Origin of the sequence: Synechococcus sp. Cu2B8-bc1011 (assembly GCF_047302735.1) — a bacterium.
Lineage (GTDB): Bacteria > Cyanobacteriota > Cyanobacteriia > PCC-6307 > Cyanobiaceae > Synechococcus_C.
In genome coordinates this window covers 860,122-873,332 of sequence record NZ_CP138915.1, presented here as the reverse complement: position 1 = coordinate 873,332, position 13,211 = coordinate 860,122, and the positions used below count along the sequence as shown (strand labels likewise).

General features: G+C 57.4%; 16 protein-coding genes. 8 read left to right on the top strand and 8 right to left on the bottom strand.

Features of this window, described 5'->3' with window-relative positions; translation table 11 throughout:
• The first annotated feature begins 23 nt into the window (after window positions 1-23).
• Complete coding sequence (locus SIC18_RS04440; protein ID WP_413430280.1) at window positions 24-2,084, top strand: transglycosylase SLT domain-containing protein; 2,061 nt, start codon at window positions 24-26, stop codon at window positions 2,082-2,084.
• On the opposite strand, the gene SIC18_RS04435 is transcribed toward SIC18_RS04440, so the two are convergent.
• Window positions 2,058-2,555 (bottom strand): hypothetical protein, encoded by a 498-nt coding sequence (locus SIC18_RS04435; protein WP_048347824.1) that lies wholly within the window; start codon window positions 2,553-2,555, stop codon window positions 2,058-2,060. The two genes, SIC18_RS04440 and SIC18_RS04435, sit on opposite strands and share 27 nt — an antisense overlap.
• Window positions 2,556-2,685: 130 nt before the next feature.
• Here SIC18_RS04435 and SIC18_RS04430 point away from each other — a divergent pair, with 130 nt between their 5' ends.
• Both SIC18_RS04430 and thyX read left to right on the top strand, forming a co-directional pair.
• The gene (locus tag SIC18_RS04430; RefSeq protein ID WP_048347823.1) at window positions 2,686-3,231 is read left to right on the top strand and encodes a thioredoxin domain-containing protein; all 546 of its coding nucleotides are present in this window, start codon (window positions 2,686-2,688) and stop codon (window positions 3,229-3,231) included.
• Window positions 3,232-3,265: 34 nt separating this feature from the next.
• Window positions 3,266-3,991, top strand: coding sequence for an FAD-dependent thymidylate synthase (thyX, locus tag SIC18_RS04425; protein ID WP_048347822.1), 726 nt, complete (start codon window positions 3,266-3,268; stop codon window positions 3,989-3,991).
• Window positions 3,992-4,082: 91 nt separating this feature from the next.
• Here the strand turns inward: thyX and dcd are convergent, their stop codons facing one another.
• Window positions 4,083-4,676 carry a dCTP deaminase gene (dcd, locus tag SIC18_RS04420; protein WP_011618295.1) on the bottom strand — a complete coding sequence of 198 codons (594 nt, stop codon included), beginning with the start codon at window positions 4,674-4,676 and terminating at the stop codon, window positions 4,083-4,085.
• Window positions 4,676-5,284 carry a cob(I)yrinic acid a,c-diamide adenosyltransferase gene (locus SIC18_RS04415; RefSeq protein ID WP_048347821.1) on the bottom strand — a complete coding sequence of 203 codons (609 nt, stop codon included), beginning with the start codon at window positions 5,282-5,284 and terminating at the stop codon, window positions 4,676-4,678. Before SIC18_RS04415 ends, dcd begins: the two co-directional genes overlap by 1 nt.
• Window positions 5,285-5,418: 134 nt before the next feature.
• Between SIC18_RS04415 and rph the strand changes: the two genes are divergently transcribed.
• The 4 genes from rph to SIC18_RS04395 all read left to right on the top strand — a co-directional run bounded on the left by rph (window position 5,419) and on the right by SIC18_RS04395 (window position 8,601).
• Window positions 5,419-6,144 carry a ribonuclease PH gene (gene rph / locus SIC18_RS04410; protein ID WP_048347820.1) on the top strand — a complete coding sequence of 242 codons (726 nt, stop codon included), beginning with the start codon at window positions 5,419-5,421 and terminating at the stop codon, window positions 6,142-6,144.
• 91 nt (window positions 6,145-6,235) lie between these two features.
• On the top strand, window positions 6,236-6,970 hold the full coding sequence (gene ntcA, locus SIC18_RS04405) for a global nitrogen regulator NtcA (protein WP_413430279.1): 735 nt from the start codon (window positions 6,236-6,238) through the stop codon (window positions 6,968-6,970).
• A 51-nt stretch (window positions 6,971-7,021) separates the two neighbouring features.
• Window positions 7,022-8,152 carry a DUF3084 domain-containing protein gene (locus SIC18_RS04400; RefSeq protein ID WP_413430278.1) on the top strand — a complete coding sequence of 377 codons (1,131 nt, stop codon included), beginning with the start codon at window positions 7,022-7,024 and terminating at the stop codon, window positions 8,150-8,152.
• Complete coding sequence (locus SIC18_RS04395) at window positions 8,149-8,601, top strand: resolvase (RefSeq protein WP_413430277.1); 453 nt, start codon at window positions 8,149-8,151, stop codon at window positions 8,599-8,601. The genes SIC18_RS04400 and SIC18_RS04395 overlap by 4 nt, the downstream gene beginning before the upstream one ends.
• Here the strand turns inward: SIC18_RS04395 and SIC18_RS04390 are convergent.
• Genes SIC18_RS04390 through psbH form a run of 4 tightly spaced genes read right to left on the bottom strand, consistent with a single transcriptional unit; the run spans window position 8,579 to window position 9,958 of the window.
• Entirely contained in the window at window positions 8,579-8,836 is a 258-nt protein-coding gene (locus tag SIC18_RS04390; protein WP_006853677.1) for a DUF3146 family protein, read from the bottom strand. The two genes, SIC18_RS04395 and SIC18_RS04390, sit on opposite strands and share 23 nt — an antisense overlap.
• The gene (gene pth, locus SIC18_RS04385) at window positions 8,836-9,459 is read right to left on the bottom strand and encodes an aminoacyl-tRNA hydrolase (RefSeq protein WP_048347816.1); all 624 of its coding nucleotides are present in this window, start codon (window positions 9,457-9,459) and stop codon (window positions 8,836-8,838) included. The genes SIC18_RS04390 and pth overlap by 1 nt, the downstream gene beginning before the upstream one ends.
• Before the next feature lie 4 nt (window positions 9,460-9,463).
• Complete coding sequence (locus tag SIC18_RS04380; protein ID WP_413430276.1) at window positions 9,464-9,742, bottom strand: TatA/E family twin arginine-targeting protein translocase; 279 nt, start codon at window positions 9,740-9,742, stop codon at window positions 9,464-9,466.
• A 9-nt stretch (window positions 9,743-9,751) separates the two neighbouring features.
• A complete protein-coding gene (gene psbH, locus SIC18_RS04375) occupies window positions 9,752-9,958 on the bottom strand; it encodes a photosystem II reaction center phosphoprotein PsbH (protein ID WP_048347814.1) in 207 nt (68 codons plus the stop codon).
• An 86-nt stretch (window positions 9,959-10,044) separates the two neighbouring features.
• On the opposite strand from psbH, the gene psbN reads away from it, so the two are divergent.
• Complete coding sequence (gene psbN, locus SIC18_RS04370) at window positions 10,045-10,185, top strand: photosystem II reaction center protein PsbN (protein ID WP_011618287.1); 141 nt, start codon at window positions 10,045-10,047, stop codon at window positions 10,183-10,185.
• On the opposite strand, the gene SIC18_RS04365 is transcribed toward psbN, so the two are convergent.
• Window positions 10,173-13,178 (bottom strand): alpha-mannosidase, encoded by a 3,006-nt coding sequence (locus tag SIC18_RS04365; RefSeq protein ID WP_413430275.1) that lies wholly within the window; start codon window positions 13,176-13,178, stop codon window positions 10,173-10,175. The two genes, psbN and SIC18_RS04365, sit on opposite strands and share 13 nt — an antisense overlap.
• Between the last annotated feature and the right edge of the window lie 33 nt (window positions 13,179-13,211).

Genomic DNA, 13,211 nt, shown 5'->3' with positions numbered 1-13,211 from the left:
GAATGCCGTGCGCTGGGAACAGAATGCCACCAGTTTCCGGCCGAGGCTTGACCGATCAATACTCCCGTGGCCTTCTGCTTCTCGCTGGAACTCCACTCCTCACCCTTGCTCTAGTCATTGGCGGACAGATGGGCTTGCGCCGTCTACATGCTCCACTCACGCCATCACTTTCAAACGCTGATCTCTGGACCCATTACCGCTGGTCGATCAATCCAAAAGAGCGGAGGGAAGCAGCTCTCTTACTCGCGGCGCGCAGCGCCGATTCAGCGGAGAGGTCCCAGCGTTTGCTGGCCCATCAGGGCTGGGGCAACGATCCCATCGCTGCCGTCACGCTGAAACAGCAGGCGTTAACCGCAGCAAAACTCGGCCAGCAGACAGAAGAACAAAAACGTTGGCAGGACTTGCTTCAACGCTTTCCTGGCAGTGCCGCCAGTGCCGATGCCCGTTATCAACTAGGGCAAGCCCAACCAGCGCTCCATGCAGAGCTGTTCCGACAACAACCAGGTCATCCAGCCGCCTTGGCAGCAGCAGCAGAAACCAAAAGAGACTCCCCCAAGCAAGCCATCGCCGCCTTGCATCTAGCCCGCTGGGGCGCCCGATGGCCAGGCGCTGCCATTCAGCTCAGGGAAGCCTGCAACAGGATCAGCGGCGATGGCTTGCACCAAAACGATCGACTGACGCTGGCCCAAGGACTGGCGTCCCTTGGAGATGGCGGTGCAGCGGAAGCCTGCCTCCAGGGCACACCCACCACTCCAGCCAGCGCCTTGGCCATTGGTCGGGTCCTGCTCCGAGGCACCGCTGAACAGCAGGAGCGTGGAACGCAGCGCTTGCTCGAGCTCGCCATCAACAACCCCGATGATCCAGCGGCTCTCGAGGCAGCGGCGCTGCTGAGCGAGCCGCTGAAACCCGATCCCGCTCTGTTGGATGCACTGCCGCAAGCGTTGCAACAACGCTCCGCTGACGTTGCAGCAGCCCGGGTACGACTCGGTGACTCGGCGAATGCCATGGCCGTTCTGAAGCGATGGCCTACCAATCCAGCCGCCTGGCAACTGCAGTGGGACTTGGCCCGCGAGGCCCTTTTAAAAGACCAATGGCAAACAGCAAAAGCACTGCTAGAGGCCATTCCGAGCTCAAATCTTCCTGAACCGTTGGCCGCAAGGCAGCAGTTCTGGCTGGGGCTCACACTGTCGAAGCAAGACCAAACAACCCAAGCTCAGCAGGTCTGGGAGCAGTTGGTCAAAACCCATCCAAGGAGTTATTACACCTGGCGGGCCGGGGTGAGACTGGGAGGGGGAGATCTTCCAGATCTCCATCAAGCATCAGCCTCTCGCTCTGCAGGTCTCGGCGATTCGTTTCAAGCGCATTGGGAGCCACTTCAAAGTGGGGATTCATTTGTGGATCGTCTCTGGCGACTCGGCCAAACCCAGGAAGCATGGGAAACCTGGCGAAACCAACAACCCCCGTCCGATCAGCCCACCAATCCAGAACAAAAGCTCGTAGAAGGTCGTCTTCGTGTTGCCGTCGGAGACTCATGGACAGGGCTGAGTCGTCTTTGGCGCGCCAGTTTGAGGCTGGTGAATCAATCCTGTGAGACGCGTCAGCTCCTTCACCGGAGCCAGCATCCGCGTCTGCTCTCCCAGGTGTTTGAGAGCGCATCACAACAGGAGGAGGTGCGGAATGAACTGCTGATGGCGATCGCCAAGCAAGAATCCCGTTTCTCCCCAGGCGTTAGCTCACCCGTGGGGGCGGTCGGGTTGCTGCAGCTGATGCCAGCCACAGCGGAAGAACTCGCCGGCGGTGCGCTCAGCCAGGATCAATTACGAGAGCCAACACGCAATGCAACCCTCGGAGCGCGCTACATCGGTCAGTTGCTCGAGCAGTGGCAAGGAGACATTGTGCTGGCCGTTGCGAGCTACAACGCAGGGCCTGGAGCCGCCAGTCAATGGGTCACACCCGCTTTGAAGAACGATCCGGAATTATGGATCGAGAGAATTCCCTATCCAGAAACACGCCTGTACACAAAAAAAGTACTGGGAAATCTCTGGGCCTATCTCGGATCAGAACCTGACCGCTGCGACAGCTGAGGCAAAGGGGTTTGGCAGATCCTGACCCAACCAGATGCCCACCAACACCAACGCCGCCAACCAAAAGGCCATGACCTGAGGCGGAGGCACCACCTTGATCCGGGTGAGGTCCAGCCGGGCCAGCAAGGTGGCAGACGCCAAGATCAACACATCGGACAGCAAGCTCAGACTGAGCAGATAGAGGCCCACCATGATCACAAGCAGAAGGGTGGAGATCAGGCTGAGCACCCGGCTGGACGCCATCAGCAACGACAGCTGGCGAAGGAGGAGATCCGGCATCGTGCAGATGAGCACAATCACGAGCGATTGCAACACCTCCACCGTCCAGAACAAGGTGGGCGACACATTTTGCAGAGCGATCAAATGCTCGCTCTCAATGGACCAGTGATGGCCAAGAAAAACTGCCACACCGAACAGAACAAGCAGCAGGGGAGCCCGCAGCGGCAGTAGGAGGAAACGAAGAAGAAACATCAGCAAGCAGCCAACGGTCGACTGATGAAATCAGCGAGAAAGCAGATCACAACAACGGAATTGGCTTTTAAACGCTAGCAACAACACATCCTTCAGCCTGCCAAAGTAAAAGCATTCAAACGTTCCCGGCATGACCGGCAGTTCCTCCCCCGCCACCCTGACCCCTTTGCAAAAGGGGTTGCTGCTGATTACGGCTCTGGTCCTCGCTGCTGGATTATTTCTGCTTCGCAACGGGCTCAACCAGGAAGCCCCTCTCGACCAGCTGGCCAGGCAATCTCTGGATCCTGAGGTCGCCCTCAACAATTCCCGGCCCACCATGCTGGAGTTTTACGCCGATTGGTGTGAGGCCTGCCAAGCCATGGCACCCGCCATGCTTCAAACGGAACAGAAGCACGCCGATCAATTGGATGTCGTGTTGGTGAATATTGACAACCCACGCTGGTTGGATTTGATCGACCGGTATGACGTCACGGGGATTCCACAGCTCAATTTATTTTCAGCTGACGGTGTGATGCGCGGCCGCTCGCTTGGGGCGAGAACAGCAGACCAGCTGGAATCATTGGCGGTTGCACTGATTAACAATGAGCCACTGCCCCAGCTTGCTGGAGTTGGTTCCACCAGCAGCGTGACCCCTGCGGAGATGGTTTCAAGCCCAGGCCCGCGCAGCCACAGCTAGACAAACCATGAACAGTTCATCGCAGACGACACCCATGGACTCTCGTTTTCGAGTTGACCTGATCGCCGCAACCCCAAATCCGCAACAGTGCGTGTACGTGGGTATGCACCAGGACTACAGCGAAGGCTTCGTGGCCGCCGATCGCGAGCAATGGCCCGATGAGACCAGAGCCGGCGAAATTTGCGTCAAACGCCTTCTAGCAGGAGAGCGGGGCCATTACGGACCCATGGAGCATGCCCAGATTGTGTTGAACGTGGGTTGGTTTCCTCATTCCGTGATGCAACAGGCACGGACGCACCGGGTGGGCGTCAGTTTTGATGTTCAATCCATGCGCTACACAGGCGATCGCATCTGCAGGGCAGCACTTGGAGAACTCGATCTCGAAGAGGTGTTTTATTTGCGCCCCGTCGGTGAGTACAGCGACCGCAAGGGCAAGAAATACCTTTACAGCGAGGCTGAGCGAAAAAAAGATTTAAACCACTGCAAAATCAGTGCCGATCGCTATCAGGAATTGCTTCAGGCCGGCTACGCCGAGGAACATGCCCGCGGCATCCTCCCCTTTGATTACAGGCAACATTTCGTGGTGAGCTTCACGCTCAGAGCCTTCCTGCATTTCATGGATCTTCGCGCCAAGCTCGATGCCCAGCAGGAAATCCGCGAGCTCTGCGACCTGATGTGGCCACACCTCAAAACGTGGACCCCAGAATTTGCGAGTTGGTACGAAAAAACAAGATTGCATAAAGCGCGACTTGCTCCCTGAGCAACCTTCATAAATCAAATTCAAGACAACAATAACTTGTGGATTGCTTAACAGTTAAACAATCCAGATTACCCGTTGAGTTCAGTCTGATTCAGACCTTGGCCAGTGTGACGCGCTCGGGTTGATGCTGATATTTACCTTGCCGATCGCTGTAGGTGGTCTCACAAGGATCACCTTCAAAAAACAACAACTGACAGATCCCTTCACTGGCATAAATGCGACAGTCAGCGCCAGAACTGTTACTAAATTCCAAGGTGAGATGTCCCTCCCAGCCAGCCTCCGCTGGAGTTGTATTCACAATGATGCCTAAACGGGCGTAGGTGCTTTTACCAAGACAAATCACCGTGATATTGGGCGGCACTCGCATCTTTTCGAGGGCAACACCGAGGCCATACGAATGCGCCGGAAGGATGAAATAGTCTCCATCCTCATCATGATGAATGGGCGTTGATTCAAGATTGTCAGGGTTGAATCGCTTGGGATTCATGATCGTGCCAGGGACGTGGCGAAAGATCAGAAACTCCTTAGGCGAAAGCCTCAGGTCGTAGCCGTACGACGAACAGCCAAAGCTCAGAACCGGACTCTGCCGTTGATCCGGATCCAAGTGGCGCACTAATCCATTTTGAAAAGGCTCGAGCATGCCTGCATCAGCCTGATCCGTAATCCAGCGATCGTTCTTCAGCATTAGAAACCTCGACGCAATTCCGTCACTTGATCCGCCATCTCCATCATCTCTGCAGGGATCGCGGGCCCCGTCACGATCACATCCATCGCTGAAGGCCTTTGCTCCAACACCGATAAGACATCCTCGTGGCTCAAATAGCCAAGCTCGATCGCCAATCCAATCTCATCCAGAACGAGTTGGTCCAACGTGCCTTCTAAGAGATGGGTCTTACAGATCTGCCAAACCTCTTGGACTGCCTCTTTGACCTCCTCATCGCGGCTCACAGCAGCATCTGACAGGCATTCCGTCACGGAAGGCCGCAACCATCTGAGCCTGTCGCACAGGGTGAGGCTGCTCTTGGGGCCTTGACCCACTCCACCCTTGAGAAACTGGGCGATCAAAACATGGCTACCCAGGCCTGCAGTCCGCAGCGCTTGGCTCAGCACACAAGAAAAGCTCCCCCGAAAGGAGGCGGTATGCACCTCAAGCTGCCCTTCTGGAGCCACCAAATGCAGGGGTGGACGAACCTCGACAGAGGGCAATCCCCTTAGCCCTGCTTGCTCGAGAGTCCTGTGGTCAACAGTCCGCGACTCACGAGAATGATGGGTAGGGCTGAGGCTGACGGTCATCACATTCGCCGAAGTCCGGCAAATCCGGATGTGAATGAATCTAGCGGTGAAAGTTGAATGCACAAGTGTTTTGACACCATCCATGGTGTGCCGAGCCAACTGGCAGGCTCAAAGCACCTCCGCACCGTGGACTTATGACCGACACCTCTCGCAATGACGGACGTCGGCCGGGTGATCTTCGCCCCTTCTCGATCAGCTGGGATCCCATGGGATTTGCCCTGAGCTCAGTGATCATTCACAGCGGACGGACCGCTGTTCTTTGCAGCGTTTGCCATCAGGAAGGTGTCCCTCGCTGGCGCAAAGATCAAGGCCAGGGATGGCTGAGTGCCGAATACCGACTCCTTCCTGGATCCACTCCAGAGCGTCAAAACAGAGAGCTGCTCAAATTAAGTGGACGCACCCAGGAGATTCAGCGCCTGATTGGTCGCAGCCTGCGCGCCGCCATCAACATGGAAGCTCTCGGCGAGAACACGTTGAGAATTGATTGTGATGTGATTCAGGCGGATGCCGGCACCCGTACCGCGGCGATCAGCGGATCTTGGGTCGCGCTACAACGAGCCTGTGAACGGCTTGTGCAACAAGGTGTTCTCAACACCAACCCTGTCCAAGCTCAGGTGGCAGCTGTCTCCGTTGGCGTGATTCAAGACCGCCCCCTTCTCGATCTCGACTACAGCGAAGACAGCCATGCCGACGTGGATCTCAATGTCGTGATGAACGGAGAGGGACAATTGCTGGAACTACAGGGCACTGCAGAAGGAGCTCCTTTTAGCCGCCACCAGCTCAATGCCCTCCTGGACCTCGCCGAGCCTGGGCTCAAAAAAATCATGGATGATCAACGTGCGGCTCTTTCAGCTAGATGAACTCCGCTTCAGGACAAGGCAGCATTTCGTGTTCCTTGCTACAGGAGCCGGGTGGGCTGATCCATAACATCTCGTAAAACGCGCTGGGAACATGGCTGAGGTCAGCCGCGGCTTCAGCCGCTACGCACCACCAACAATTCGCCCGGCGGCCTCGAGCTTCGGGACCCCCGCGGTTCCATCCAACCGCACTCTTCAAGACGTCATTCGGGGACTCGATGGAGCCAATTCCGAAATGGTGGAACGGGGGAAAACCATCTTTTTCCCCGGCGATCCAGCAGAAAAGGTGTACCTCATTCGTCGCGGTGCCGTTCGCCTCTCAAGGGTGTACGAATCCGGCGAAGAAATCACCGTTGCCTTGTTACGAGAGAACAGCTTGTTTGGCGTTCTGTCGTTATTGACAGGTCATCGCTCTGATCGTTTTTATCACTCGATCGCTTTCACCAGAGTGGAGATGGTCACGGCACCCGCCACATCAGTGCGGCAGGCCATCGAAGCTGACACCAGTGTGGGATTGCTGTTGTTGCAAGGTCTGTCCAGCAGGATTCTCCAGACCGAAACGATGATCGAAACGCTCACCCATCGGGACATGTCGTCCCGGCTGGTGAGTTTTCTGCTGGTGCTCTGTCGAGATTTCGGAGTGCCTGGTCAACGGGGCATCACCATCGATATTCGCCTCTCACATCAAGCCATCGCCGAGGCCATCGGCTCCACACGCGTCACGATCACTCGTCTCTTGGGTGATCTCAAGGCGTCCAGCCTTGTCGATATCGATCGCAAAAAGATCACTGTTCTCGATCCAATCGCTCTCGCCAAGCGATTCAGCTGACCATGCAGGTGAAGATGGAGCTTCTATCCGAACTCTGACCCTTCGTTCTCTGTGACCGGCTGGTTCCTACTTCTCGCTCTTCTTGTGCTTGGAGGCGTGCTCTCAACCCTGGGAGACCGTCTTGGATCTCGCGTGGGGAAAGCTCGACTGAGCTTGCTTGGACTGCGTCCCAAACGCACGGCCGTGGTGATTACGGTGTTAACGGGCAGCCTGATTAGTGCCCTTTCACTCGGACTCTTGTTGTTGGTCAGTCGACAGCTCAGGGTGGGCCTGTTCGAACTGAATGCTCTCGAAGCGAAATTGCGGAGCAGTCGCGCCGACCTCAAAACAAGCAAACGCGCTCAGACACAAGCTGGCAAAGAGCTCACAACCGCCCAACAGCGCGCGGCAGAACTGCGTCGCACCCTGAAGCCACTCCAGGAGCAAACCCGATCCCTGGAGGCAGAGCGACAGCGATTGAGCCAAGACGTGGATGCGAAAGATATTGAGATTCAACGCACCGAACAGGAGCTCTCAGCCGTGCGCTCTCAAATTCGCAGTGGCGAGAAAGAACTCAATCAACTGGAAGACACTCTCCTCGCCCTGCGTCGCGGAAATGTCGCCATCAGCAGTGGGCAGCCGCTTGCAACCGTGACCTTGAAGCTAGAACGCCCCGATCAGGCAAAAACGGTGATCGATCAGTTGCTACGAGATGCCAATCTTCAGGCCTATCAACAAGCGCTCCCTGGCCAACCGGTAGAGCGTCAGATCCTGCTGGTTCCGCGACCCGACATCAAACGCTTGGAACAAACAATTCGCAAACCTGGCACCTGGGTTGTGAACATTCGTTCAGCAGCCAATGTGCTTCTGGGTGAAACCGTTGTGTATGCCTTCCCGGAAGTGCTTCCCAATGTCACGGTGACCAGAGAGGGGGAGATCCTGGCCCGCACCACCCTCGCGAGCAATGAGCGCAACCCTGAAGCCGTTCGCAACCGACTGAATCTTCTCCTTGCCTCCACATTGGCCGAGGTGCAACGACGCGGATCTCTCAGCAAGGGGCTGCAGTTCGATGTGAATGCCATCAATGTGCTGGGCCAAGAGCTGGTCGACCGCAATGGCGGTCTCGCTTCGCTCGAAGCGGTTGCTTTGCGGCGCAGCGAGACCGCCGATCCCATCGCCATCCAGTTGCGACTCAGTCCATGACACGCGTCGTCGCCTTGGATCCTGGCCGAAGCAAATGCGGCTTGCTCCTTGCAGACATCTCAACGAACACGGTTCTGCAAGGCATGGTGATACCAAGCTCTGAGGTCCTTGATCAGCTGCGCGCCTGGATGGAAGACGATCAGGGGGAGAACGCTCAGATTGCTGATCTGGTGATCGGTGACGGCACCAGCAGCACGATCTGGCAACAACAACTTCCCACCAGCCTGAAGGTCCACGTCGTGGACGAAACAGGAACCACCCTGCGAGCACGCGAGCGTTACTGGCAGTTGTGGCCTGCACGGGGCTGGAAGCGCTTGCTTCCTTCAGGCCTGCGCATCCCGTCTGGTGATCTCGACGCCATCGCCGCGCTCGTCATTCTTGAGGATTACTTAGAACGGCCTTTGCGATGGCCGGGACCCGGTCCCCTCAGAAACGGGCCCTCACGGTGAAGGTGTAATCCCCTCCTGGCTCCAGGTCATAGTCAGATTTCACAAGGAAGCGAAGGAGCGCATCTTGAATCAGTGCTCGCCCCAGGGAAGGTTCCACACTCAACTCACCGCGATCAAAAAACCAACTGAACTGCCAATTGAAGCCTCCTGCCTGGACGTCTCCTTCCAAACATTGATCCGCAAAACTCTGGCGTTGAACCCGCAGATGGGCGGTTGTAACAGGTAGCGCTGCCATCACACCTCAGTGATTGCAGAAGCCAGCTGTAGCCCATTGAGGTGATTTCCTGCAAGGTCGAGGCCTTGACGCTGAATCCTCTCCAAACCATCGACGACTTCTAACAAAACCTTGTCGAGAAGGGGCTCCTCGTCACGACTGAAACTTCCAAGCACATGCGACACCGTTCGTGCCTTGCGCTCACTGGGGTTTTGCCCTGGTGCACCAATTCCAATGCGCAGACGCGCGAAATCTTGTGTACCGAGATGCTGAATGGTGCTTTTAAGGCCGTTATGGCCACCAGCAGACCCACGGGCTCGCAAACGCAAACGACCCAGCGGAAGATCCATATCGTCGACGAGGACCAAAATCTGATGCAGCTCGAAGCCAAACCAATCCAAAGCAGCACGAATAGAGCGACCGCTGTCGTTCATGAAGGTTTGGGGCATCAACAATCGCAATCGCTGGTCCCCCGAACCCAAATCAGCGAGCTGACCTTGGAGCTTGGGCATGGATCGAAAGCCACCGCCCTCGCGAGAGACCAGGCGTTCCAAAGCCATAAAGCCAACGTTGTGTCGGGTGTTGGCATAGCGATTACCTGGATTCCCCAATCCCACCACTAGGCGGAGATCACCACGATTCATCGACTCAATCGGAAGGGGAAACTGGCTCTGTTTCTGGCACAACCATTGGGGACACAACGGTCTCAGCGGGTGTTTCAAGCGTCTTGGCCTGATCCCCTACGGGTTCAGGCTCAGCCATCGCCTTATTAATTTCGCGTTCAAATTCCTTGGAGGCCGACTGGAAGCCCTTAAGAGTTTTCCCAAGGGTGCGTCCGAACTCAGGGAGCCGTTTTGGGCCGAACACCAGAAGTGCGACCGCCGCGATAACGGCCATTTCTGGCAGGCCAATGCCGAAAACATTCATTCGCTGATGTCAGCCCAGACCTAAAGCATTCCAGTTGACATTGATTCCTTCAAGGATCAGTGACTTGTTGTACAGCTGAAGAATGATCAACAAAAACACGAGGAAAAGGGCCATAAAAATGCCCATCACTGGTGTGGTGCCCCAGCCGGGGACAACTTTGCCGTATTCCGAATTCAGGGGGCGGAGCAGATCTCCCAGACGGGTGCGTTGAGCCATGGCAGCGCTGAAGTCTCGGGTGGAATTAAGTCTCGATACTGTAAGGGCTCCGACCCGTAAAGAGGTCAATCCTGTGGAGAGTTGTGATGGAAAGTTCGTCCCCAGCCATGTCAGTGGCGATTGCCGTGCTGGCGGCCCTGCTTGGGTTAACAGGATTTGGGGTGTACACAGCCTTTGGCCCTCCATCAAAAAATCTCGACGACCCGTTCGATGATCACGAAGATTGAACGTTCTCCAAAATCAATGTGAGGAGCTCGCCAGGGTGCACCTCCCAGAACGTCCTTTGGTCGTTGGACTTGGGGCAGCTCAGCCTCCAATCGGTCCCAGGCAACCAACGCTGACGCGCTGGTCCGGGATTGAGTACTTCAATTTGAACGGCCTTATCGCTATGCACAGCACCCTTCACGGGTCGGACTGAAATCGGCACCAGACCGACGGGCAAGGAGGGAAGCCCTTGCCACCGCTGCTCCAATGCAACAGGCCCTACCCAACCCGGCTCCCTGAATCGGATCGCCGCCTGGGCCACACCACTGCGGTTCCAACCAAGCAGCGCTGGCATGAAGGCCAATCGATGCCTGTGCCATCCGTGATCTGCTGAGGGGTCTGGCCAGGTTGGGCCTCGGAGCAGGGAGACTCCCAGATGGTTCGGACTGGCATCAACACCTTGAGGACCATCCAACAAGACCGCCATCCCACCCCCGGGAGCTTCCCCTTCGGCTGCAAACCATGAGATCACAGGCAGTTCCCAACGCTCTTGTTCATAGGGATTGAACGCTTGTGCTGGTCGCTCGATCACTCCACCACTCGTGTCGGCGGCCCATCGCACAGCAGGGCGGTTCAGTGGCAATTCCAACCTCAGCAATTCATGGGTCTGCTGCCATTCGACGCTGAGCTGGGCCTCGAGCCAGGGCGAATCGGCCTTCAAGATGAGGTCCAGGCGCACCTGGCTCAATCCAGCAACCGTGCGCAACACGATCCGTGCTGTTAGAGGACCCGATTCCACTAATTCTGCCGACCAGCGTGAGGCCATCGGCAGCGGATGTTGGCGGTAATCCGCGGCAAGATCCCAAGCGTCCCAGAACTCCCCTCGATCGGAAAAACGCAGCAATCGCAAGGGTTCGCTGAGCTGTGGCACACCATTCCCATCGCGCAGCTGAACCAGCCCATGGGCGCCCACATCCGCAGACACAGCCCCATTGCTCAACCTCCACAATCCTGACGACACCACCTCCACGCTCACGGGATGACGAATCGGCAAAGCAGACCCCAGAGGCTCACCGCTGCGCTGAAGTGGAAGCGCGCACACGCCTTCACTACAAGGCAACTGAACCCAAACTCCGCCTGAAGGAGCAGCCTGCACAGGCAAGATCTCCCCACCACTGGACCAGTGCCCCTGGGGCAAGCGCAGCAACGGTGACCAGTGGGCAAGCGGTTGCAAGCCGCACCAGGTCCAATGGGAGCGATGGGGATCGGTCGCCATCCCGTCTTGACTGGACGCGAAGAGATGGCCTAACAGCTGATCTCGACAGCGGGCCGCACGCCGGCGGGCATCACACCAGATCGGCTCAGCTTGCGCAAACACCTCAGGGATCGATGTGCCTGGAAGGATGTCATGAAATTGTTGGAATAACAGAGGTCGCCAATCACTGGCCTGCTCGTGGCTGGGCACAAGAGCATCAGCCCGAGTTCCAAGCAACGCGGCAGAGAGCTCAGCCTCACGAAGAAGCCTTTCCAGACTGCGATTGTGACGTTTCTGATCAGGCCGACTGGTCGCGCAACCCCGATGTAGCTCGAGATAAAGCTCATCGCGCCAGACCGGCAAGCTGGAGCAGCAAGGCTCAAGGTGATCGAGATAAGCACGCAGCGTTCCAGGCTGCTGGGTCACAGCCTGCGGCTGTTCCTTCCAAAGCCTTAGCTGTTCCAGCATCTCAGCCGTGGGACCGCCGCCATGATCGCCAACCCCTGGAAGCCAGATCGCCTGCTCCACCCCAGTGGCAGATACAAAGTCGCGCTGCTCTGTTGCCATCGCGACAGGATCGCCATCGGTGCCGATGGCGGGCAGCATGAGCGCTAAAACCTCTGCGCCTCCGCGGCTGCGCCAGCGAAACAAACGATGGGGGAAGCGGTTGGTGGCATTCCAAGCCAATTTGTGCGTGCAAAACCAACGCACGCCGCTGGCAGCCGCCACAGCGGGAAGTCCGGCGGCGAACCCAAAGCTGTCAGGCAGCCAAGCCAAGTCATGGCGCCATTCCGGGAAACGCCTCTGGCTGTCCTCCTGACCAAGCGTGAACTGACGCCACAGGGAGGCCGTACTCACCAGAACACAATCGGTTTCGACCCAAGGGCCATTGATTGGCTCCCAGCGACCTTCACGACTGGCCTGCTGAATCCGCGCATGCAAGGCCGGACGATGGCGTTCCACCCAGGCATAGAGAGCCGGGGTGGAGTGCGCAAAATGCAGCTCCGGGTAACGCTCCATCAGGTCGAGGGCAGAGCGAAAGGTCCGTTCAGCGGCTTGCCAAGTGTCAGCCACGGGCCAAAGCCAGGCGAGATCGAGATGGGCATGGCCCAGCCAATGGACAACACCCACGGGCTTCGGGCATGCCGCCAAGTGGCGATCGACCACGGCAACAGCCTCTGATGCCGTCGGGTCGCAAGACAACACGGCATCTGGCAGCGACTCTCCCCTGACCCAGGACAATTCCAAAGCTTCAGGAAGCAACGTCTGATCCAAGTCGCACTGGGCGATCAGAGGTTCCTGAACGAGAGCGCTCTGAATGAGAGCCCCATCGTCATGGCAGGGGCTTCGCAACTCCAACTGGATCCGCAGCCCCGAACCGTCTCTCCAATCCTTAGGGAGAAGCCAACGGCAGCGGGTATCAAAGAGGTCCCCCTCGTGCACCAGGACCCCATCAATGCGGAGGCGCACTTCATCGGCCCACCAGCTGAGCACCAGTCGCTCACAGGACGCACTGGCCTGCATCCAGGGTTTTGGACAGACCAGGATCTGCTCGAGGTACAACCAGTTGCCACCTCGCGGCCAGATCAAAAGTCCGCGCTCAGCCCAATCGGGACGGTGGTGAGGCCCCCAGGGATCGGCCAGGACCGATCGCCGTTCCTGATCGCCAGATCGCCACCATCCAGGGTGCAGATCTACGCGACTCCGACATCGAAACGTTTCAATCCACTCCGATCCCGGGACTTGCAGAGGCTTCTCCATCGTGATATTTCATCATTCCGCCATAGGATGGCG